Raw genomic sequence first — 20,855 nt, 5'->3', positions numbered from 1 at the left:
AAAACGACGCATAACCGCCCGCCCAACAACCAACTTATGGTTAGCTAATTTGACGGAAATTTTATTCGGCGTGCGCGGGGCAAACGGGTATAATTGAACCATCAAAGAAACTGTCAATGGGGGCGACAATCGATGGGGAGCAACGAGCAACGCTTGATCCACTGGCTAATTCCGCGGTTACTGCGGCTGCGGCAGACCAATTTTTATCAGATTGTGCAGCATACGCTAATGCTGACGTTCCCGTTCATTTTAATTGGGAGTTTCAGCCAAATTATTCAACTGACCGTCCTGACGAAAACGGGGTTTATTGCCAGCATTTTTCACTTGGCGAGTTGGGTTCCATACTATCAGTACTTACATTATCCGTTTGATAATTTAACGGCGTTAACGCTTAACGCGGTCGCCGTGATTGCGGCGTTCGGTGCCGCGAAGTACCATGCGCACATCCACCATCGCGACGAACAGCTTGCGGGGCTGACAGCGGCCCTAGCCCTGCTGGTGATTGCTTATCAGTATACGGATCAAGTCCAACTGGGGATTTTTGACCCGACCCTAATCGGGACGAACGGTTTTACGGGGGCGCTACTAATTGGCGGCGCGACCGGGACCTGCTTTAAATGGCTGAGCCGGCCCGTCAAAAGGACGCAACCGGCGACGGGTGGGGACATTCTTGCGCGGACGTTTGGTTCGCTACTCCCGATGCTGGTTGTTTTGGTGGTCGCATTGCTGATTGGGCTGAGCTGGCAATGGTTCGTGTTAGTCACGAGTTCACACGACGTCTGGCTCGGGCTCCAAAAGTGGGCCTGGGCCAGCCATAGTATTGGCGTCACGTTCCTGATGGCGCTACTGACGCTAGTGCTTGAAATCATGGGCTTTGCCGGCCCTTATCAGCAACGGTTGGTTGCTAATAGTCCCTCGATGACGGCGAATCTTAATTATGCGTTGACCCACCACTCGGCCTACCACGTGCCGTACCCGTACACGGCGGATACGCTCTACCACGCTTTCGGGACGTTCGGGGGGACCGGGATGCTGTTAGCGTTAGTGATTGCCATTTTTATTGGGAGTAACCAGCATAACCGCCACGTGGTTGCCCGCTGGGGGTTAGTGCCCACGCTCTTTAATAGTAATGGCCCGATTTTGACTGGCTTGCCAGTGCTGTATAACCCGATCTACTTGATTCCGTTCGTGTTGGCGCCGCTCGTCAACATGGGGATTGCCGCGCTGGCCTTTGCTTGGGACTGGCTACCGCCGGTCGTTTACCCGGTGCCGACCGGGACGCCGGGCCCTCTAATTGCGTTTATTGGTACGAACGGGAACGTGGTCGCGTTGCTACTGGGAATCGCGGATTTAGCGCTTTCCGTTTTGATTTACTGGCCGTTCATGCGCTTATCTGAACAGCTGAGCGTGGCGGCCGACCAGCAAAGTTTTAAGCGGCAAAGTGTCGAAGGGGGCGTGACGCATGCGGATTAAACCGAATTGGCCCCGGCGTTGGCGGAGCCTGTTTATTCTTATTTTGGGGCTCGGCTTGCTGGGGTTATTAATTGGACCGTCCTACCACTGGACGCAAGCCAACGTGCGCTCCATGACTGGGCGGCACGACTCGCGGCTCTCCCCAATTATTATGATTCCGGGCAGTAGTGCGACCCAAAACCGCTTCGATGCGCTGGTTACGCAGTTAAATAAAACTGACAAGCGCAAACATAGTCTGATTAAGCTAACCGTTAAAACGGATGATCAAATTCAGGCCAGCGGCAGTCTGCGCCCACGCGATAACGAACCCATCATCGTGGTCGGTTTTCAGAATAACCATGACGGTTACGGTAACATTAAAAAACAGGCCCGCTGGTTCTCATTGGCCTTTAAATACTTAGCTAAAAATTACCAATTTAATAACTTTAAGGCGATTGGTCACTCCAACGGTGGCCTAATCTACACTTATTTCTTCGAGCACTACTTTGACCGTGACGATATTTCGGTCAAACGGATTATGACGATTGGCTCGCCGTATAACTTTTCCGAATCGAATCTAAGCCATAAGACCCAGATGCTGGCGGACTTTATTAAGTACCGGCATAACTTGCCGACTCAGGCAACCGTGTACTCGGTCGCCGGCACCGAAAACTACGACTCCGACGGGTTAGTGCCAGCCCGCAGTGTTGAGGCGGGGAAGTACGTCTATCAGGGTCAAGTTAAGCACTACACGGAGATTACGGTCACCGGCACAAAGGCGCAGCATTCCAGTCTGCCTCAAAATGAACAGATCGTGACTCTGATTCAAACCTACATGCTGGATAAACAACCGAAACGTAAGCTGGCCGGGGTGAGTGCCACGGTCAATTGAGGGCCGGCGCGGCCACCGTAGGAGCACCGCTTTAACCGCTTGCGTTTGGCGCCAACTTTTAACCCCGCAAGGCCGCACCCGTGGTCATGAAAGCGCTCTATGAAAGTTAGAGCGTCTTGGTGATTTGTGGTAAACTTTGTTCAAAGGGGTGTGGTTATAATGCAAGGACATGAAAATCGACATCGAAACCGGGTACTGACACTCATTCGGTCGTACTATCCGAACTTGAGTGCAACGGATCGGAAGGTAGCGGACCACATCATTGCCGATCCGGTTAAAACCGCGGCGCAGTCCATTTCAGACTTAGCGGCGGCGGTCGGGGTCTCCACGGCAACGGTCTCACGCTTCGTTAAACGGATCAGTTTTCAAAGCTTCCGCGAATTTTCCCGCGAGTTAACGGCGGCCGAGCCGCTGGAACAGGCCAACGCGGCGGCCTTCCAGGACGTCGAACAGCAGACGACCTTTAAGGGCATCGCTGATTCAACCTTCAATAGTATTCGCAGTTCGCTGGACCAAACCAGCCAAGTAATGACGGAGGACGATTTACAGCGGGCGGTCCACTTACTACTAAACGCCCGCACGATTGGTTTTTACGGCTTAGGTGGCTCCGCCGTTGCGGCTTTAGATGGTTACCATAAGTTTGTGCGGACCGGGATTACCTGTGTCCATAATAGTGATTATGATATGCAGCTGATGCAAGCGGCTCAAATGACGCCCAAGGACGTCGCGGTCGTGATTTCGCATACGGGACGTAACCAACAGACGCTGAAACTATTGGATACGCTCTTAGCGCAAGGGGTGCCCGTAATTACGCTGACGAGTTTCGGTAACTCGCCACTCGCGAAGGGCAGCACGGTTGCGTTTATTTCGGTTGCTGAAGAAGTGAACTACCGTTCGGAAGGTTTGACGTCGTTGATTGCTCAGATGAGCATCATTGACAGTCTGTTTTTGATGACGGCGGTGCACGGCAATATTGAAATGGCAGCGAGTCTAGAGCGAGTCCGTGACGCGATTAGCACGACTCGAACCGATATTTAGCAGGGTAAGGATTGATTAGATGAAGAGACAACGGCATTTACGCCCCGTCTATGCACAAACGCGCGGGGCGCGCTGGCGCCGGCGAATTGGCTGGACGCTGCTGTTAACGCTGGTGATTGCCTGCGTGTGGGGCGGTTTAGCGTGGCTCCAGTGGCGGCGGGACCAAGTCGTTGCGGGTTTTAACGTGCGCGGGGTCGCCGTGTCCCAAAATGACGGTTACCTGGACTTTGCGGCGTTGGAAAAGGACGGGCTCCAGTTTGTCTACCTGAATGCGACTTCGGGTGGTTCTTATACGGATGATAACTATGCCTCGAATTATTCACGGGTGCTTGGTACCAATCTGGGCGTTGGCGTGGTGCATACGTTTAGTTTTTCAAGTTCCGCGCAAACGCAAGCCGCCTATTTTAAGAAAATTGTTGGGACCGACATCGGCAATCTGCCGATTGCGATTCACGTTGCTTATTATGGGGACTATAATGCGAAAACGGTGGCCGTAAAACGCAATCAAAAGAAGTTGCGGCAACTGATCTTTGATCTGACCAATTATTACGATCGCAAGTGCATTGTCTGGTCGACGCCGAGTATCGCTCGGAAGTTAGTTAAACCAGTTATTAAGAAGACGCCGTTGTGGTATGATACGCAGTCGACGCATCAGCGAGCTAAGCGAATCCAGTTGATGCACTATTCGGACCGGGCGGTTTATCGTCAAAACGGGACCCGGCAAGAGTTTGCGGGCCTGTTGTTTAATGGTAGTCAGGCGCAGTTTACGCGGCTTTTCGGTGCGGGCGCAGAATAGGTGGTAATCGGTAGCAACTTAAATTGGGAAAGAAAAAAGTCTAACCGCGCTGACGCGTTTGGCGTCAATGGTGGTTAGACCGAAGTGAGATTTACCGAAGGCGGTTGAATTAATCAGTTGGTTTGTCCAACTGATGGGGTGATAAAATAACATAATTGCGGTTATCCGCCTCGTCGAACAGGGCGACTGGCCGCTGTTCGTTGGCTTGAACTTCTAAGTGGAAGCCGTACTTATCCAGCAAGACCAATTTGCTAGCGGAGATCGATTCGACGGTGGCGGGCATTGGCCGGCCGTCGATTCGAATCATCATGTTGGGATTGATCTCCAACTGATGATCCCGGTGATGGGCTTCGTCGCGATAGGTCCAGGTTCCCGCGTAAAACACGGCTAAATCACCGCTAGTGGTTTTGCTCGGGCGCTTATTTCGTACGAGGGTGCTTGAAAGTCCTGCCAATAATGATAAACCAAATAAAATGACTCCACGTCGCTTCACCGGATCAACCTTCCTTCCTAGAGTTGTCTACCCCTAAAATATACCACTAACTAACGGTAACCGTCACAAATTCTGCGTTTCTTAGTAAACCTTTTACGCCTTTGTCATCTGGCAGTAACGAACGTAACAATCTGTTATTTAAAATGAACATTCACCCGCTTTTCTAAAATAATTATGCCGAAAAGGTGTTAATTAGTCGGTGAGTGTGTTAATGTATAATATGTGATCGGCATTTATAGGTTTAAAGTATCATTCATTTGTTACCGGAAATTCTTTTAGGTGTTGATAACATAATTTTAGTTTCTATTTAGTTTTTAGATATCCTAGGAGGATTTTGATACATGAAAAATGGTACTGTAAAATGGTTTAATGCTGATAAGGGTTATGGCTTCATTACTGGTGAAGATGGCAACGATGTATTCGTTCACTTCTCAGCTATCCAAACTGATGGCTTCAAGACTTTAGAAGAAGGTCAAAAAGTTACCTTTGATGAAGAACAAAGCGATCGTGGCCCACAAGCTGCTAACGTTGTTCCTCAATAATCAGAATTAACCGAAAAGCTGCCGTTCAGGCAGCTTTTTTTTGCCCTCAAACTGGAATTAAGGCCCTCGCAACCGCTTTTGGCAACGAAATGCGGTAAACTAGAAGTATCATTAATTCACCGAATTTTCGTTCTCAGGAGGTGGGGGCCATGCTAAAATTAGGCATCATTGGTACGAACTGGATCACCCAACAATTTATTGACGCTGCCCATGAATCGGGGGCTTGGCAACTGACGACGGTTTATTCGCGACACCAGGCGCGCGCGAGTGCGTTTGCAACGAAAAACCACGTGACGGCGACGTATACTGACTTGCACGCGTTTTTCAAGCACGGTGATTTCGACGCCGTTTACATCGCTTCGCCCAACAGTTTACATTTTGAACAGGCTGAATTGGCGGTCGAGTACGGCAAGCACGTGATTGTTGAGAAGCCCGCGGTTGCGAGTCCCTTGGAATATGACCAATTAGACGCCTGCCTGCAAGCGCACCCGGACGTTCGTTGCTTTGAGGCGGCCCGGCAGTTGCACGAGCCGAATTTTCAGCGGGTGCAGGCGCAAATCGCGCGGATGGACCAGATTCAGGGCGCGACGTTGACTTATATGAAGTATTCGTCGCGCTATGATGCGGTGCTGGCTGGCGAAACGCCCAACGTTTTTTCGCTGAAGTATGCGGGTGGTGCTTTGCAGGACCTCGGGGTCTACTTAGCCTACGACGCGGTCGGCTGGTTTGGCATGCCGGATGCGGTGGCGTATTACCCGACGTTAACGGCGACCAAGGTCGATGGTAAGGGCGTGGCGGTCCTAAAGTATCCGGACTTCACGGTGACGCTGAACGTTGGTAAGACGAGTAATTCGTACTTGCCGTCCGAGATTAACGGTCTACGGGATACGTTGGTCATGGATAATCCGGCTGAACTTGGAAAGTTGACCTACTATGCGGCTGACGGCACCCCGCACGACTTGGGAGTGGCTCCGGATGCCAACCCGATGTTATCGGAGGCGCGCGATTTTGCGCGCGTGATCAATGATCCGCAACGTTACGACGCGGACTATCAAGCGTGGCGCGAACTGAGTCGCGATGTTAATCAATTATTATTTAATTTACGCCAATCCGGGCAGATTGTGTTTACAAACGAGTTGCCCCGCGGCGCTAAATAGAAATGAGGCACTATGTTAGACGTATTTAAAGAAAAATTTGCAGCGGCCGGGTTTACGGCGTTGTCGCCAATCCAAACGGCGGTCGCGGAACCGCTACTGGCGGGCAAGTCCGTGCTGGGCTTAGCACCGACTGGTTCTGGGAAAACGCTGGCGTTCACTTGGCCGTTGCTGGAAATGATCGAAGCCGGGGCCGGCACGCAGGCGTTAATTTTAGCACCGTCGCAGGAATTAGCGATGCAGACGACCGGCGTAGTCCGTGATTGGGCTAACCTAGTCAACGCGAAGGTGCTGGCAATTACTGGTGGCGCCAACGTGAAACGCCAGATGGAAAAGCTCAAGAAGCACCCCGAAATTATCGTTGGGACGCCGGGCCGGGTGACGAACCTGTTAGCGGACGGCAAGTTAAAGTTGGGACACCTCAAGTTGATGGTCGTGGACGAAGCGGACGAATTGCTGACGGATGAAACCCTTGACCAGATTAAAACCATCTTAGACGCGACCCTGGCCGAAACGTTACAACTCGGTTTCTTCTCGGCGACGGAAACCAAGTTGCTCGACGAGTTACCGCGGTGGTTCGGCAAGCCGGTCGAAAAAATTGACGTGCGCGGGATTGATCAAACGCAGGGTGCGGTTCGCCACCGAACGATGCAGGTTGGTAACCGCCATAAAGTGGACCTGCTCAAACGCATTAGCCGCGTCGACCACATGCGCGCCTTAGTCTTTTTTAACAAGATGCAGGCCCTGCAACACGTTGCGGTCGATTTACGGCACCAACACGTGAGCTACGTGGCGCTGACGAGTAATCAGCGGCAGGTTGAGCGCGAAAGGGCGCTCCGACTCTTCCGGCAGGGCAAGGTCGAATTGCTGCTGACGACCGATTTGGCGGCACGCGGACTGGACGTACCGGAGCTGCCAGCCGTTATCAACTACCAGTTGCCTAAGGACCTAACGACGTACGTGCACCGCGCGGGTCGGACGGGCCGGATGGGCGCTGACGGCCTCGTGCTGACGCTGGGGGATGACCACGATATTCGCGATTTCAAGAAACTGATGGCGTCGAGCACTTACACCATTCAGCCGGGCTACTTGGTCGATTATCAAATCGTGGACACTAAGCCAAGTAAAGTTGTGCCACCGCTAACCTTTGAGCACCCGGAAAAATCCGGTGAGGCGCTGAACGGCCGGCACCGGCGTCAGTCGGCGGGCCATCCCGATTCAGTCAAGCGGGTGACACCACCGAGTGAGGAAAAGCGGCAGCTGCGAACCGCGCAGCCGACTCATAAGAAGCGTCACGGTAGTAAGAAGCATTCCAAGAAAAAGGGTATGCGTAAGAAGAATCGTGACCGGTTTGGCGATTAATTAACAATCAGCAATTGCCAAAAATGATAATCCGTGAGATGATATTTTACGGATTGTTATGGCCCCATAGCACAACTGGATAGGGCACCCGCCTCCTAAGCGGTTGATCCCGGTTCGAGTCCGGGTGGGGTCATTTGAATACCAATAAAACCGGTTCGTATCGACGCAGAACGTTGATATGAAGCGGTTTTTGTTTTAAGCGAAACGCTTAAAAGCGGTATTTGGGACCACGAAACCATTCTGGAAAGTGTTGCCTGCAATTATTTGTGTTCAATGACGTCTAGATGAAATTGCTTGAAAGTATGTTCGCCTTTGGGTAACATATATATAGATATGAAAGTTATTGGAGGGATGAAAATGTACAACATTAATGACGTTGCGGCTTGGTTTATCAGTAAAGAACCTATGAGTGATAAAAAATTACAGAAACTGTCGTATTATGCTGTTGCATGGGGGTGGGCCCTTTTCAATAAATCAATTATCGATGATGATAAGTTTGAAGCTTGGGTGCACGGTCCCGTATCGCCGACTTTGTATCAGGAATACAAGGAATATGGTTGGACGGATATTGATACACCTAAAACTGGCAATCCTGATATTGGAGAACCACTAAGCGGGTTATTGGAATCTGTTTGGGTAACTTATGGTGATAAATCTGGTAACGAGTTGGAGGCGTTGACCCATTCTGAAGCTCCGTGGCAAGAAGCTCGGATTGGTTTAAATCTTAATGCACCAAGTAATAATGAGATTGCAACCAAAACGATGCGTAATTTCTATCTAAGTATCTATAATGGTGACTAGAAATGGGTAGAAAGTTAACCAGAAAAAATATTCCAACTAAAAAAGTAAATGAAGTTTTAACAAATAAAAATATTGCCAATACTAGTAGTAATAAGGTATTGACCTCTAAGTCCACAGTGATGTTTAAAATAGCGTTAACCGATGCGTTAATTTCCCCCTATACGTTTAAAAAAGCAAAAACAGAAGGTGCTAAGGGCTTTGGTGAGTTTATTTCTAAGACAGTTGGGAGACATTTAACAATTACTGAAGTTGAAAAGCTTTTTTTAAGAACCGATGGGCCGCATGGCGCTAAAAATAAAGAGGTCATCGGTGGTGTTGAAAGAGAAGTATTTCACTTTGATAATGGAAGCCGACAGTTTCGGGTTCATGGTTATTACAATGAGCAAAATTATTTTTGCCTTTGTAGGATAGATCCAAATCATAAGTATAACTATAAGTAATTGGTTTCCGTACTGGCTTGAGTTTACCAGTACGGAACTTTTTGTGTTGTGTCGGATAGTATCTGTTGTAGCTGCCTTAATTGATTCTCAGGATTAGGTTTAATGGAGGTGGATGGCAAGGATAAGGATATGGGAAAAATGATTATGAGCAGATATTCAATTGATTCTAATATTTTAATTATGTTCAATCGTAGCTATCGATATTTTTCAAAAAAGGATGCCCCAACGCCTCCGCGTCAGCGCACCCCCAGAGGATGAGCAAAATAGTAAATTACCGCACGACGATGACGTTGCACGGTGCGTGGTCCACCACGTAGCTGGTCGTGGAGCCAACTGCGACGCGGTGGGGCGAGTCCTTGCCAGTTGCGCCCAGCACGATTAAATCGATGTCAGGGTGCGTCTTGGCGTACTCTTCAATGGCGCGTTTCGGCGAGCCGTACGTGATTTCAGTTTTGAAATCCGTGATGGTAGTCGTCTTCACGAAGGCTTGGCGGTCGTCCATCGCGGATTGGGCGTGGGCGGCCTCGGAATCGAGCAACTTCGTGAGGACTGGATCGAGCGCCGGGGTGTGGTAAGCGCCGTCGTCGACCACGTACAGAACGGTCAGGCCGGCTTGGTGGCGCTGGGCGATGTTGACGGCTTCGACGAACGCGGCTTGCGCGGCGGCGGAACTGTCAACGGGAACGAGGATGTGCGTATAACGACTAGGCATGAAAACCACCTCCATTGTATTTATAGCTATTATAAGTGATAACGGACAGTGGCCCAAGCAAAAGCAACTGGGGAAAACCGCCGCGTAACCGCCCAGAACCGAAGTTCTTAAGCTGGCGGTTGGGGGCGGTTTTCGTCAATGGGTCGTTAATTGGATGATAACAGTGTATTAGTGGCGCTGGTGCGCGCGATGCTGATGATGCGCTTGATGACGCGCGGGGCGGCGGTGATGCCGAAGACGGGGCAGTAGCCGTGGGCCGCGCACGCGCAGTGCCTGGGCGGTTAGATCCGGGGTGCAGACGAAGCTGGCTGCGAGCCCCACCGCGAGAAGCGTTGGAATAAGTCGCCGACGGGTCATTTCTCAGTCCTCCTAAAAAGTGATGTTTTTAGTTTACGGGGTTCGCTTGACCGCGTCAACGCAATCTTTACCATTTGCTTACCAATTATTCACAAAAAGCCGGCGAATGTGATTGTATTTTAGCGGCTTTTCCTTTAAGGTGAAGATAATATAAAAAGGGGAGCGCGCATATGAATATCGAAATTTTAAACTCAGCTATCCAAGATTTACATTTTCAAATTGTTTACGACCGTAAAGAAGAAGACGAGAACCCGGGTCAGGGCCAGTTTAGTTACACGCCGGCTAATCCGGATGTGAAGAAGACCTTCGGTGACGATGTCGTTCAAGCGCAATTACAAGTGACGTATAAGGAAAACATGTACGACTTGTCCGCAACGGTTTTTGCAATCGTGCGCTTGAGTGGTGAAATGGTTGGCATCATTGAACGGCAGGCTAATGATCAACAGCCAGAAGATGACGAACAGGAAATGTTGAACAACTTAAATGGGGCCATTATCCCAGCCTTATCCGCTAAGGTGCGGGCGTACGCCGCATTGTTATCAACGGAAGCTAGCAACTTTGCCATTATGCCAGCTGACTTTGATGACAGCCAGCCGAACCAACCAGCTGAAAGCTAAATTGAAGTAAGAACGTCGTGAAGCACAGGGTGCTTGGCGGCGTTTTTTTGGCCGAATAAAAGTTCATAATTAGTTCGAGTTTGTGTAAAGGTTAACAACCTGTTATAATGGCGGTAGTCGAGTAACCCAACTAAAATTAGTTGCGGGATGAAGTCGAAAGGTGTAGTTAAAGACAGCCGATGATTTCAGCAGTGATCAAGTCAGTAGAGATCGCGCTTGGGGGTGGCAGGTTCAGCTTGAACCTGTCTGCACACATGCTTTAAAAATTGTTGCACATAGTTGCGATCAGTATCATGGTCGGGGCGACGCCGAATTACGACTCGTATTTTGGCGTCTTTTTTCGTGGCAAAATAGCTGTCAGAACGTTAATGAAAGCGTATACTGACGGTGAAGGGGTGTGAAAACTATGTTCAAACCAATGGCATCGATTTTCGAGAATCATCAAATCGCCGGGCATTACCGGGCCATCGAGCGGGCGCAAAAGTGCATCGTACCGTTCCACTTTGAAATTCAGGGGCGTGAATATCCGCAACCGAAACCAGAAAAAAATTGGTTCCGGCGGTTATCGGGGACGCGGAGTGAAAAGCACGCGACGGTTGAGTTAACGCCCAGCAAGGTTGTGTTGTGGTCGCCGGAGGGGCGTAATTTGGGTGAAATGCCCTTAGACGCAATCGATAAGGTCCAGATTGGCGCCATTCGCTGGCACGTTCAGGCAGGGCTAGATCCGCGGCATGCGTTTCGAGCGACTATTTTTGTCTTAAGTTCCAAGGGCAATTATTATTTTGCTAATTCTGACATGGACGTGTTACCGGCCATTTGTCAGTTTGCGCGGCAGCATAACCTGCCAGTTGAAGATCCGCTGCACTTAATTCCACTCTTAAAGTCTGGTTGGCACGCAGCGGCCCAAAAACTACACGATACTTATTCGGAGATTGTCGCCCATACCGGCTATCCGGATTCCAAAGTTTAATTAAAGTAATGAACCAGTTTGGCAGCCAGCTAAACTGGTTTTTTCGTGTTCAGAAATGATTGCGCTTACAAATTTGAAAGTGACTTTCAAATTTTCATACAGACAGCGCTTTGTGAATACGTTATCATTAAGTTAAATGAATATTAATTTTGTTATCGAACCTTCACTTGAGAGGAGATGCGACTTGTGAACATTGCCTTGATCCTTACCCTGGTCCTCGTCATGGGCGTCATTTTTGTTAACGGGTGGACGGACGCCCCGAACGCCATTGCGACGGCCGTTTCCACCCGGGTACTCCGGCCGAACATTGCCATTTGGATGGCGGTCGTGATGAACTTTTTTGGCGCGTTAGTCATGACGCTGTTTAACGCCCAGGTGGCCGAAACCATTAGTAACATTGTTAGTTTTGATAGTCAGAGCGGGAACGCTAGTCAGATTGCGCTGGCGGCGGCCCTATTTGCGATTGTGACCTGGTCGGTGGCGGCCTGGTGGTTTGGAATTCCAACCAGTGAATCGCACGCGCTGATTGCCGGACTGACGGGAGCGGCGATTGCCCTTGGGGGGCTGGACGCCGTCAACCCGGTAGAATGGTGGAAAGTCCTGATAGGGCTGGTGGTTTCAACCGTCCTCGGGTTGGGCGGCGGCTACTTACTCACGAAGCTGGTCATTTTTCTCTTCCAGGGGGTTAACCGGATCTTTGCGAACAAGTTGTTTACGGTTGGTCAGGCACTCAGTGCAATGGCAATGGCCTTTTTACACGGGGCGCAGGACGGGCAAAAGTTTATGGGGGTCTTCATGCTGACGTTGTACTACAACGGCTTGGTCGGTAAGAGTGGCGGCGGTTTTGCGATTCCAATTTGGGTGATGGTGCTGTGCTCAGTCACGATGGGCGTTGGTACCTCAGTCGGCGGGATGCGGATCATTAAGTCGGTCGGGATGGACATGGTCAAGCTAGAGAAGTACCAGGGCTTTTCGGCGGATTTAAGTGCTGGTATTACTTTGTTTTTATCGTCAATCTTTGGGATTCCGGTTTCGACGACCCATACGAAGACGACTGCAATTATGGGAGCGGGCGCGGCTAAACGACTGTCGTCGGTCGATTGGAAAATCGTAATTGACATGGTGCTCGCGTGGGTCCTGACGTTCCCTGGGTGCGGTTTAATCGCTTATTTTATGTCGAAATGGTTCATTAGTATTTTTTAGGAGGAAAGCAAGATGGCACGTAAACGCGGATACGACTTTTTTGGCGCGATGGCGCACATGGCGACGGATGCTCGGGATGCCAGCAACGTTTTAAATGACATCATTACGAATTTTAGTCCGGACCAGCTAGCGACGAAGGGTGAGCAAATTCACAAGATTGAAAATAATGGGGACGGCGATGTCAAAGAAATTATGAACCAACTGTACGTTTCGTTCATTACCCCAATTGATCGGGAGGACATCGTCCAACTGGTTGATAAATTAGATAATATTATTGACGGCATTAGTGGGCTAACTTATGAATTCTATTATTTACATATCCAGACGATGCGCCCGGATACGGAAAAATTTATTGAGCTGATTTGTGAGGCGGTGGTGGCGGTGCAGCAGTCGGTCAAGGAGTTTGCCCATTTTGCGAATTCGAAGACGCTGACTAAAAATATTGAAACCGCGAACCGGATTGAGTCGGAGGGCGATCATTTGTATACGCATAATTTGCGGCGCTTGTTCGAAGAGGAGCAGGATCCGATTAACATTATTCGTTGGCAGAAGGTGTACTCCGGGTTTGAGAAGGTGCTGGATGCGTGTGAGGATTGTGCGGATGTGATGACTGGACTAGTGATTAAGAATAGTTAGAGTGTGAGGGCCGACGGGTTGGTATTGAGCATTGCCTAGCTAAGGCGTTATCGCGGGTTATGCGATGGCGTCTTAGCGTAGCAAGCACAGATACCAGTCGGCCCGAACACGTTTCGGCAATAAGACAGGGAAGCGTAACGTGTTTGCTACCTTGGGCATTGTGCCCTTAGCGTAGTAGGCACAGGTATCAGCTGGCCCGAACACGTTTCAGCTATAAGGCAGAAAAGCGAACCAAGTTAAAATTCAAAGTAAAAGAAGATTCTATGATAGATGGTATTGATCTGCCAAGAAGATTCAAATCGATGCCCGCAGTGTTCCAGCCAACCAGTTGCAGTTGCTGCTGGCGGCAATCTCAACACTAATTTAGAGCTCAAAAGAAAGGCGCCCGCCACCAACCCAAACAGGTTTGTGACGAGCGCCAAAATTATTATTCTAAAAATAAACCACTAAACCAACCCTTGCGCCAACATCGCTTCCGCGACCTTAGTAAAGCCCGCAATATTAGCCCCACTGAGGTAGTCACCACTGACACCGTATTCGTCGGCGGCAGAGACTGAGTTTGCAAAGATGGCCTGCATGATCTTCTTGAGCCGGTCGTCAACTTGGTCGAAGGTCCAGCTGAGGCGCATGCTGTTTTGGCTCATTTCGAGTGCGGAAACGGCTACACCACCGGCATTGGCTGCCTTGGCAGGTCCGTAAAGCAAGCCGGCTTGTTGGTAAGCGGCGATTGCGTCGGGATTGCTTGGCATGTTGGCGCCTTCTGCCACGGCCTTGGCACCGTTAGCGATGATGGTTTGGGCCTTAGCGCCGTCAATTTCGTTTTGAGTGGCGCATGGTAACGCAATGTCGTACGCGACTTTCGCGTCCCAAACGGAACCTTCGTGGTAAGTGGCCCCGTCAACGCGGTCCGCGTATTCTTTAATGCGCCCACGTTCGACTTCCTTGATCTGCTTAACGACCTTGAAGTCGATCCCGTTTTCGTCTATCACGTAACCATTGGAGTCGGAGCAAGTGATGACCTTACCACCGAGGGCTTCGACTTTTTGAATGGCGTAGATTGCGACGTTTCCGGCACCGGAGATTGCGACCCGCTTACCGGTGAACGTTTGATCGTTCGCTTTTAGCATTTCATCAGTGTAGTAAGCTAAGCCGTAACCAGTGGCTTCGGTCCGGGCGAGCGAACCGCCGTAGCTGAGCCCTTTACCAGTTAAGACACCGCGGTCAGCCCCGCGGAGCCGCTTGTATTGGCCGTAGAGGTAGCCGATTTCACGACCACCAACGCCAATGTCACCGGCAGGCACGTCGGTGTCTAAGCCGATGTACTTGCTTAATTCAGTCATGAAGCTTTGGCAGAAGCGCATGATCTCGTTATCCGATTTGCCCTTAGGGTCGAAGTCGGAACCACCCTTACCACCACCGATTGGGAGGCCGGTCAGGGAGTTCTTGAAGATTTGTTCGAAGCCGAGGAACTTGATAATGCTGAGATTGACGGAAGGATGCAGGCGTAAACCGCCCTTGTACGGTCCGATGGCTGAGTTGAATTGGACCCGGAAGCCGCGGTTTACGCGGGAATGGCCGGCGTCGTCTAACCATGGAACCCGGAATTGGATGACCCGTTCAGGTTCGGTCAAGCGTTCCAAAATGTTGGCCTCGATGTATTCGGGGTGCTTTTCAAAGACCGGGGTCATCGTTTGAAAGAAGTCGTGGACGGCTTCCAAAAATTCGGGTTGGTTCGGGTCACGTTGTTCAATGACCGCGTAGACGTGTTGCAAATAATCTGTTGCTTTGCTCAATATAATCATCCTTCCATGACTTAGTTAACTATGTGACTCATTTTAAGCGTTTTGTTCGTCAATTGCACGAGTTATAATAACCAATTTGCAAACTGATTTTGGTGATTCTGCTGAAACGCCCGTAAGTTGTCGACTTTCCTTTAGTTTGGCCGCTTTACAAAAGTTTGGTTTTACGTGCAATTTGCATGTTCGGCTTGTAGGCTGTAACAGAGTTCAGTTAATGGGGGGAACGAACATGCGCAGACGTTGGTTGGGATGGATACTGGTGATTGCGGTCGTGGTCGTGGGATTACTAGGTTGGGGGGCGCGGACGCGACAGCCGGCCCGCTCACATGCCCGGGTGAGTTTAGCACGGGGAAAAAGGGCCCAACCGCGCCCAATCAAAAACACGAAGGTGGCCGCGTCCGCCGGTCATTTGACTCGGTCGCAGGCGGAAACGCAGATTGATCAGTTGATCGCGGCTCACCATATTATGGGGACGTTACTGTTTACGACGAACGGTCCGGCCGGCGTCCATGTCCGAACTTACGGTTATGCGGACTTGGCGCACCGGCAAAAAAATACGGTCAACGAGGCTTACCCGCTCGCGTCGCTGCAGAAACCGCTGACGGGGGCGTTGATTCAGCTGTTGATTAACGATGGTCGCCTGACGATGCAGACCAAGCTGAGTCAGTATTACCCGCAGGTACCGCACGCCGACCAGATTACGGTTCGGCAACTACTCGACCATCGTTCTGGAATTCAGATGGTTGAGACAACACCGAAACGGGTGTTAGCGTCTGAAACGGATCAGATTGATTTTACCCTCAGGCACTTGGTTTCAACGGGGAATCATCAGTATTGTTATACGAACGCCAATTTTACGTTACTGGCGGGCATTGTCCGAGCGGCGAGTGGCCAGTCCTATCAAACCTACTTGCGGCAAAATATTTTGCAACCGCTAAGGCTCAAGCATAGCTACGCCTATGACGATATTCCGGGGAACGCGATTAATCCGGCGTCTTACCGGCTAGCGGGCAGTCAGACGGCGAATACGGTCATTTCAAAGCCGTTGCAGTCCAGCGAGCTGGGGTGTGGCAGTTTATACATGAGTGTGGGCGATTATTACCGCTTTATGCAAGCTCTCCAGAGTGGTAAATTGTTGGGCGCGGTTGGTCTGCAAAATTTAACTAGTAATTTTACGCCGCGCTACAGTGCCGGGGTTTACTACCAGCCGGATGGCCGTATTCGGGTTGGCGGTAACGATAACGGTTTTCATACCTATTACATGGGTACCCGCGATGCGCGCACCGCGTTAGTACTATTTGAAAATCAGGGGTCGTTTGGATTGGATGACCAGGTGGCGGAGCAGATTCAACGAATTTTACTGCGGTTGCAAGCGTGAAGTTATAAAAGTGATAAATTTAAAGATGGAAACTAGCTCCGCAATCGGTTTCGGGTTAAGATGAAGGGGACAATGATAAGTGTAGGTGAATCCAATGGCAAAAATTAAAGTAATGACAATTTTCGGGACCCGTCCGGAGGCCATCAAAATGGCACCAATCGTGTTGCAATTGCAGCAACAAGCCGCCTTTGAACCGGTCACGGTGGTTACGGCGCAACACCGCGAAATGCTCGATCAGGTATTGACGATTTTTAACATCACGCCCGATTACGATTTAAATATTATGCGGCCCAACCAGACCCTGGCCGGCATCACGAGTCGTGTGCTGACCAAGCTGGACGCCATCATGGATCAGGAGCGCCCGGACATCGTGCTGGTACACGGCGACACGACGACGACTTTCGCGGCTAGTGTGAGCGCTTATTATCACCAAATTCCGCTGGGCCACGTGGAAGCTGGCCTGCGGACTTGGAACAAGTACTCACCGTACCCGGAAGAGATGAATCGCCAGCTGACCGACGTACTAGCGGACATGTACTTTGCGCCAACGGAGCTGAGTCGTCAGAACCTCTTGAAGGAAAATCACCCAGACGCGGCCATTACGGTCACCGGGAATACGGCAATTGATGCGCTGAAGCAGACAGTTTCGGCGAACTATCACCATGCGGCCCTCAAGTTGATTCAGCCGGGACACCGGATGATTTTATTGACGATGCACCGCCGCGAAAACCAGGGGGCGCCGATGGAGGCGGTCTTTAAGGCCGTGAAGGGCGTTGTCAAGGCCCATCCTGACGTTGAAGTCGTGTATCCGGTCCATCTGAGTCCGGCGGTTCAAACGGTTGCGAAGCGCGTTTTAGGTCAAGCTGAGCGGATTCACTTGATTGATCCGTTGGATGTGGTGGATTTCCACAACATGGCGGCCCGGAGTTACTTCATTATGACTGATTCGGGTGGGGTGCAGGAAGAGGCGCCGTCGTTGAATAAGCCGGTGTTAGTTTTGCGCGATACCACCGAGCGGCCGGAAGGGGTTACAGCTGGAACTTTGAAACTCGTTGGGACCGATGGTGAGCAAGTCTCCACGGCGATGAACCAATTGTTAGATGATCAGAATGAGTACCAACAAATGGCTCAAGCGAAGAACCCGTACGGCGATGGTCATGCGGCTGAATATATTTTGAAAGCAATTATGAAAAAAATGGGTTCAAATACAAAATGATTTACATTTTTGTACAATTATTTTAATATGGAAACTGACATAGTGATACATTTCCTCCTAATAATAGGTGCGAAAACGAAAAGGTCAATCGTTGCGATCCCGCAACGGTTGACCTTTTTTTTAACGTTTTTCTTGAATAATGTACTGGGGCCGGTGCTTAGTCTCGAGGTAAATCTTACCGATGTAGTTTCCGATAATACCTAAGCAGAAGAGTTGTACCCCACCAATGAAGAGCATGATGGTCACGAGTGATGCCCAGCCGCCGACACTGTTACCAAACATCAATTTGCGGATGATAACGACGAACATACTAATTACTGATAAGAAGGCAAATAAACTCCCCGTAAAGGTAGCGATTTTTAACGGCACGTCCGAGAAGTCGACAATTGCTTCGATGGAATAGTTGAAGAGCTGCCAGAAGGACCAGTGGGTTTCCCCGGCGGCCCGCGGCGCGTTTTCAAATTTTAAGTAGGTGGTTCGGAAACCGACCCAGTTAAAAATTCCTTTTGAAAAGCGGTTGTATTCCGGTAATTCCAAAATGGCATCGACCATTTGGCGGGTCATCAGCCGGTAGTCACGGGCATTTGGGATGATTTGGACCTTTGAGATCTTATTAATGACCGTGTAGAAGGCCCGGGAGAAGAAGGACCGAATCGGTGGTTCGCCGGCACGGTCTTCCCGCATCGTGCCGACACAGTCATAGTCGCCACTTTCCAGGGTGGTTAACATCTGAGGAAGTAGTTCCGGTGGATCTTGCAAGTCAACGTCCATGACGGCCACGTAGTCCCCGGTGGCGTGTTGTAAGCCCGCGGCTAAGCCGGCTTCCTTCCCGAAGTTACGGGAAAAGGAGACGTAGTGAACGGTGTCCGGATGGTCGGCGTGTAACTTGCGAAATTCGTTTAAGGTTTGGTCGCTAGAGCCATCGTTGACGAAAAGGTATTCGTGCTTCACGTTCTCGAATTCGTCCGGATGGTCAGCGAAAACCTGCTCGACCGTCTTGAAAAAAAGTGGTACGGTGGGTTCCTCATTATAACAAGGAACAATTAGGCTAATTGTTTTCATAGTTTCATACTCCTAAAGCGCTGGTCTTATTAGTTAAGAATACCACACCAATTAAAAGAAGTGTGTCAAACTTGGAAGCATTGTATAATTGGACTAATCAATTGAAAGTTGGAAAAAAGTTATGAGTTTAAAAACGCGCTTTCCAAAAACGACTAAGTGGATTGAAATTATGATTCGTCGTTATAATCAGGCCAACGTTAGTAATAACGCGATTGTTTTGGCGTACTACGCTTTAATGTCAATTGCGCCGATTATTTTGATTGTTGGGAACTTGGTGGCCCGCTTTGATTTGAAAACGGGCCAGATTTTGGCGTATGCGCAGGAAATTATTCCGAGTAACGTTTATCAAACGTTTAAACCAATCCTCGTTTCATTCTTGTCGAGTGGGAGTAGCGGCAGTTTGTCAATCGGGATTGTGGTGACGGTCTGGTCAGCTTCCAAAATTATTGCGGCGGTTCGGCGCAGCTTGAATGAGGCTTACGGGGTCGATAACGTCCAGGGGGCGGTGGTAACCCGGATTATGGCGTTTCTATTAACGCTCGGCTTATTATTACTGATTATGAGTTTGGCGTTGTTCTTTACACTGAGTCAGGTAATGATGGACTTGCTTTTAAAGGTAACGAACACGTCACGTAGTATTATCCCGAACTGGTGGAACCAACTGCTGGATAATAAGTACCTAATCACCTTTGTTGGTATGTTTTTAATGGCGCTGGTGTTGTACTACTTCGTGCCAAACGCGCAGGTGAAGTTACGCTACGTCTGGCCGGGCGCCTTGGTTACGACGATTGGCTGGATTGTGATTTCGCAGGGGTTCCGGTTTTACATTGAATTGTTTGCGCGGCGGGTAACGTCGTACCAGACGATTGGGAGTTTGATCGTGTTGATGTTCTGGTTGAACTTTTCGGGAATCTTGTTAATGTTCGGTGGGGTGGTTAATGCGACCGTCCAAGAATGGTTTGAAGAGACGATTGCGCCGAAGTCGCCGAAGATGATGCGCCGGCTGAAGCGTCATTTTAAGCATGAGCAGGCAAAATAATTGCAAAATGAAAATAAATTAGTTAGAATTAAACCTTTTTCATAAAATGCGTAGGAAGCGCGCCCCTTTTTGTGTATAATGGTGTCCGTGTGAAAATTGAGCGGTGTTTTTCAGAAAGATTGGTCAATTTAAAAATAAACGGGCGTTACGAGCGCCACAGGAGGAGAACATAGTGATTCATCAGCTTCTGGCAGAGTTCATGGGAACCGCCTTGATGATTATTTTTGGTGTCGGTGTACACTGTAGTGAGGTCTTGAAAGGAACCAAGTACCGCGGTTCAGGCCATATTTTTGCGATTACGACATGGGGTTTTGGGATTACGATTGCCCTGTTCATTTTTGGGGACGTTAGTATTAACCCCGCGATGGTCTTGGCACAATGTATTTTAGGAAACATTTCCTGGGCCATGTTTATTCCGTATTCGGTTGCGGAAGTGTTAGGTGGGGTCGTTGGTGCCGTGATCGTCTGGGTGATGTACGCTGATCACTTTGCGGCGTCCGCTGATGAAATTTCACCAATTACGATTCGAAACTTGTTTGCGACGGCGCCGGCAGTTCGGAATTTACCACGGAATTTCTTCGTTGAATTTTTTGATACTTTTATTTTTATTTCAGGCATTTTAGCTATTTCTCAAGTGAAGACTCCGGGTATTTTACCGATTGGTGTTGGTTTGTTGGTTTGGGCGATTGGGATGGGGCTTGGTGGTCCGACCGGGTTCGCAATGAATTTGGCTCGGGATATGGGCCCACGGATTGCCCACGCCATCTTACCGATTAAGAACAAGGCTGATAGTGACTGGCAGTACGGAATTATTGTGCCGGGGATCGCGCCGTTTGTGGGGGCGGCTTGTGCAGCGCTATTTATGCATAGTTTTTTTGGAGTTGTGTAAGTCAATA

The 20,855-nt window shown here is 49.8% G+C and carries 21 protein-coding genes and 1 tRNA gene; 18 read left to right on the top strand and 4 right to left on the bottom strand.

Going from position 1 to position 20,855, the window contains the following annotated elements; translation table 11 throughout:
* The first annotated feature begins 132 nt into the window (after nt 1–132).
* The 4 genes from FFM79_RS00480 to FFM79_RS00465 all read left to right on the top strand — a co-directional run bounded on the left by FFM79_RS00480 (nt 133) and on the right by FFM79_RS00465 (nt 4,178).
* Entirely contained in the window at nt 133–1,473 is a 1,341-nt protein-coding gene (locus FFM79_RS00480; protein ID WP_137641518.1) for a PTS transporter subunit EIIC, read from the top strand.
* On the top strand, nt 1,463–2,344 hold the full coding sequence (locus FFM79_RS00475; protein WP_137641517.1) for an alpha/beta hydrolase: 882 nt from the start codon (nt 1,463–1,465) through the stop codon (nt 2,342–2,344). Before FFM79_RS00480 ends, FFM79_RS00475 begins: the two co-directional genes overlap by 11 nt.
* A gap of 159 nt (nt 2,345–2,503) precedes the next feature.
* Nucleotides 2,504–3,382, top strand: a complete 879-nt coding sequence (locus tag FFM79_RS00470) for a MurR/RpiR family transcriptional regulator (protein WP_137641516.1) — start codon at nt 2,504–2,506, stop codon at nt 3,380–3,382.
* 19 nt (nt 3,383–3,401) lie between these two features.
* Nucleotides 3,402–4,178 (top strand): GH25 family lysozyme, encoded by a 777-nt coding sequence (locus FFM79_RS00465; protein WP_137641515.1) that lies wholly within the window; start codon nt 3,402–3,404, stop codon nt 4,176–4,178.
* Between the two features lie 109 nt (nt 4,179–4,287).
* Here FFM79_RS00465 and FFM79_RS00460 read toward each other — a convergent pair whose 3' ends face one another.
* Nucleotides 4,288–4,671 (bottom strand): DUF4828 domain-containing protein, encoded by a 384-nt coding sequence (locus tag FFM79_RS00460; RefSeq protein ID WP_137641514.1) that lies wholly within the window; start codon nt 4,669–4,671, stop codon nt 4,288–4,290.
* 341 nt (nt 4,672–5,012) lie between these two features.
* Here FFM79_RS00460 and FFM79_RS00455 point away from each other — a divergent pair, with 341 nt between their 5' ends.
* From FFM79_RS00455 to FFM79_RS00430, 6 genes are all read left to right on the top strand, one after another.
* Nucleotides 5,013–5,213 carry a cold-shock protein gene (locus FFM79_RS00455; protein WP_137641513.1) on the top strand — a complete coding sequence of 67 codons (201 nt, stop codon included), beginning with the start codon at nt 5,013–5,015 and terminating at the stop codon, nt 5,211–5,213.
* Nucleotides 5,214–5,362: 149 nt separating this feature from the next.
* Nucleotides 5,363–6,370: a Gfo/Idh/MocA family protein gene (locus FFM79_RS00450; RefSeq protein WP_137641512.1), complete on the top strand. Its 1,008-nt coding sequence runs from the start codon at nt 5,363–5,365 to the stop codon at nt 6,368–6,370.
* A gap of 12 nt (nt 6,371–6,382) precedes the next feature.
* A complete protein-coding gene (locus FFM79_RS00445) occupies nt 6,383–7,729 on the top strand; it encodes a DEAD/DEAH box helicase (protein ID WP_137641511.1) in 1,347 nt (448 codons plus the stop codon).
* 60 nt (nt 7,730–7,789) lie between these two features.
* Nucleotides 7,790–7,862 (top strand) — tRNA-Arg (locus FFM79_RS00440).
* 224 nt (nt 7,863–8,086) lie between these two features.
* Nucleotides 8,087–8,530, top strand: a complete 444-nt coding sequence (locus tag FFM79_RS00435; protein ID WP_225424338.1) for a Panacea domain-containing protein — start codon at nt 8,087–8,089, stop codon at nt 8,528–8,530.
* Nucleotides 8,531–8,532: 2 nt separating this feature from the next.
* Nucleotides 8,533–8,970, top strand: a complete 438-nt coding sequence (locus FFM79_RS00430; RefSeq protein WP_137641510.1) for an MAG6450 family protein — start codon at nt 8,533–8,535, stop codon at nt 8,968–8,970.
* A 271-nt stretch (nt 8,971–9,241) separates the two neighbouring features.
* On the opposite strand, the gene FFM79_RS00425 is transcribed toward FFM79_RS00430, so the two are convergent.
* Entirely contained in the window at nt 9,242–9,682 is a 441-nt protein-coding gene (locus FFM79_RS00425) for a universal stress protein (RefSeq protein ID WP_137641509.1), read from the bottom strand.
* 527 nt (nt 9,683–10,209) lie between these two features.
* Here FFM79_RS00425 and FFM79_RS00420 point away from each other — a divergent pair.
* The 4 genes from FFM79_RS00420 to FFM79_RS00405 all read left to right on the top strand — a co-directional run bounded on the left by FFM79_RS00420 (nt 10,210) and on the right by FFM79_RS00405 (nt 13,465).
* Nucleotides 10,210–10,656: a hypothetical protein gene (locus FFM79_RS00420; protein WP_137641508.1), complete on the top strand. Its 447-nt coding sequence runs from the start codon at nt 10,210–10,212 to the stop codon at nt 10,654–10,656.
* A gap of 406 nt (nt 10,657–11,062) precedes the next feature.
* Nucleotides 11,063–11,626 carry a hypothetical protein gene (locus FFM79_RS00415; protein WP_137641507.1) on the top strand — a complete coding sequence of 188 codons (564 nt, stop codon included), beginning with the start codon at nt 11,063–11,065 and terminating at the stop codon, nt 11,624–11,626.
* A 222-nt stretch (nt 11,627–11,848) separates the two neighbouring features.
* Nucleotides 11,849–12,829: an inorganic phosphate transporter gene (locus FFM79_RS00410; RefSeq protein ID WP_225424348.1), complete on the top strand. Its 981-nt coding sequence runs from the start codon at nt 11,849–11,851 to the stop codon at nt 12,827–12,829.
* A gap of 12 nt (nt 12,830–12,841) precedes the next feature.
* Nucleotides 12,842–13,465, top strand: a complete 624-nt coding sequence (locus FFM79_RS00405) for a DUF47 domain-containing protein (RefSeq protein WP_137641505.1) — start codon at nt 12,842–12,844, stop codon at nt 13,463–13,465.
* A gap of 446 nt (nt 13,466–13,911) precedes the next feature.
* Here FFM79_RS00405 and gdhA read toward each other — a convergent pair whose 3' ends face one another.
* Nucleotides 13,912–15,267 (bottom strand): NADP-specific glutamate dehydrogenase, encoded by a 1,356-nt coding sequence (gdhA, locus tag FFM79_RS00400; RefSeq protein ID WP_170177337.1) that lies wholly within the window; start codon nt 15,265–15,267, stop codon nt 13,912–13,914.
* 226 nt (nt 15,268–15,493) lie between these two features.
* Between gdhA and FFM79_RS00395 the strand changes: the two genes are divergently transcribed.
* Both FFM79_RS00395 and wecB read left to right on the top strand, forming a co-directional pair.
* Nucleotides 15,494–16,642, top strand: a complete 1,149-nt coding sequence (locus FFM79_RS00395) for a serine hydrolase domain-containing protein (RefSeq protein ID WP_170177336.1) — start codon at nt 15,494–15,496, stop codon at nt 16,640–16,642.
* Between the two features lie 94 nt (nt 16,643–16,736).
* On the top strand, nt 16,737–17,858 hold the full coding sequence (gene wecB, locus FFM79_RS00390) for a non-hydrolyzing UDP-N-acetylglucosamine 2-epimerase (RefSeq protein ID WP_137641502.1): 1,122 nt from the start codon (nt 16,737–16,739) through the stop codon (nt 17,856–17,858).
* Nucleotides 17,859–17,978: 120 nt separating this feature from the next.
* Here wecB and FFM79_RS00385 read toward each other — a convergent pair whose 3' ends face one another.
* On the bottom strand, nt 17,979–18,920 hold the full coding sequence (locus FFM79_RS00385) for a glycosyltransferase family 2 protein (RefSeq protein ID WP_137641501.1): 942 nt from the start codon (nt 18,918–18,920) through the stop codon (nt 17,979–17,981).
* 121 nt (nt 18,921–19,041) lie between these two features.
* Here FFM79_RS00385 and FFM79_RS00380 point away from each other — a divergent pair, with 121 nt between their 5' ends.
* The gene (locus FFM79_RS00380; protein WP_137641500.1) at nt 19,042–19,959 is read left to right on the top strand and encodes a YihY/virulence factor BrkB family protein; all 918 of its coding nucleotides are present in this window, start codon (nt 19,042–19,044) and stop codon (nt 19,957–19,959) included.
* 172 nt (nt 19,960–20,131) lie between these two features.
* Nucleotides 20,132–20,848, top strand: coding sequence for a D/L-lactic acid transporter LarD (gene larD, locus FFM79_RS00375; RefSeq protein WP_137641499.1), 717 nt, complete (start codon nt 20,132–20,134; stop codon nt 20,846–20,848).
* Nucleotides 20,849–20,855 lie beyond the last annotated feature (7 nt).

The sequence above is a fragment of the Lactiplantibacillus modestisalitolerans genome (assembly GCF_005405425.1).
GTDB lineage: Bacteria > Bacillota > Bacilli > Lactobacillales > Lactobacillaceae > Lactiplantibacillus > Lactiplantibacillus modestisalitolerans.
The sequence above is the reverse complement of the archived record's forward strand: the minus strand, read 5'-3'. Positions and strand labels throughout refer to the sequence as shown.

What these genes read in the sequence shown, in the direction of transcription:
- FFM79_RS00480 (WP_137641518.1), top strand. Translation starts at nt 133, where the DNA reads ATGGGGAGCAACGAGCAACGCTTGATCCACTGGCTAATTCCGCGGTTA.
- FFM79_RS00475 (WP_137641517.1), top strand. Translation starts at nt 1,463, where the DNA reads ATGCGGATTAAACCGAATTGGCCCCGGCGTTGGCGGAGCCTGTTTATT.
- FFM79_RS00470 (WP_137641516.1), top strand. Translation starts at nt 2,504, where the DNA reads ATGCAAGGACATGAAAATCGACATCGAAACCGGGTACTGACACTCATT.
- FFM79_RS00465 (WP_137641515.1), top strand. Translation starts at nt 3,402, where the DNA reads ATGAAGAGACAACGGCATTTACGCCCCGTCTATGCACAAACGCGCGGG.
- FFM79_RS00455 (WP_137641513.1), top strand. Translation starts at nt 5,013, where the DNA reads ATGAAAAATGGTACTGTAAAATGGTTTAATGCTGATAAGGGTTATGGC.
- FFM79_RS00450 (WP_137641512.1), top strand. Translation starts at nt 5,363, where the DNA reads ATGCTAAAATTAGGCATCATTGGTACGAACTGGATCACCCAACAATTT.
- FFM79_RS00445 (WP_137641511.1), top strand. Translation starts at nt 6,383, where the DNA reads ATGTTAGACGTATTTAAAGAAAAATTTGCAGCGGCCGGGTTTACGGCG.
- FFM79_RS00435 (WP_225424338.1), top strand. Translation starts at nt 8,087, where the DNA reads ATGTACAACATTAATGACGTTGCGGCTTGGTTTATCAGTAAAGAACCT.
- FFM79_RS00430 (WP_137641510.1), top strand. Translation starts at nt 8,533, where the DNA reads ATGGGTAGAAAGTTAACCAGAAAAAATATTCCAACTAAAAAAGTAAAT.
- FFM79_RS00425 (WP_137641509.1), bottom strand. Translation starts at nt 9,682, where the DNA reads ATGCCTAGTCGTTATACGCACATCCTCGTTCCCGTTGACAGTTCCGCC.
- FFM79_RS00420 (WP_137641508.1), top strand. Translation starts at nt 10,210, where the DNA reads ATGAATATCGAAATTTTAAACTCAGCTATCCAAGATTTACATTTTCAA.
- FFM79_RS00415 (WP_137641507.1), top strand. Translation starts at nt 11,063, where the DNA reads ATGTTCAAACCAATGGCATCGATTTTCGAGAATCATCAAATCGCCGGG.
- FFM79_RS00410 (WP_225424348.1), top strand. Translation starts at nt 11,849, where the DNA reads ATGGGCGTCATTTTTGTTAACGGGTGGACGGACGCCCCGAACGCCATT.
- FFM79_RS00405 (WP_137641505.1), top strand. Translation starts at nt 12,842, where the DNA reads ATGGCACGTAAACGCGGATACGACTTTTTTGGCGCGATGGCGCACATG.
- gdhA (WP_170177337.1), bottom strand. Translation starts at nt 15,267, where the DNA reads ATGATTATATTGAGCAAAGCAACAGATTATTTGCAACACGTCTACGCG.
- FFM79_RS00395 (WP_170177336.1), top strand. Translation starts at nt 15,494, where the DNA reads ATGCGCAGACGTTGGTTGGGATGGATACTGGTGATTGCGGTCGTGGTC.
- wecB (WP_137641502.1), top strand. Translation starts at nt 16,737, where the DNA reads ATGGCAAAAATTAAAGTAATGACAATTTTCGGGACCCGTCCGGAGGCC.
- FFM79_RS00385 (WP_137641501.1), bottom strand. Translation starts at nt 18,920, where the DNA reads ATGAAAACAATTAGCCTAATTGTTCCTTGTTATAATGAGGAACCCACC.
- FFM79_RS00380 (WP_137641500.1), top strand. Translation starts at nt 19,042, where the DNA reads ATGAGTTTAAAAACGCGCTTTCCAAAAACGACTAAGTGGATTGAAATT.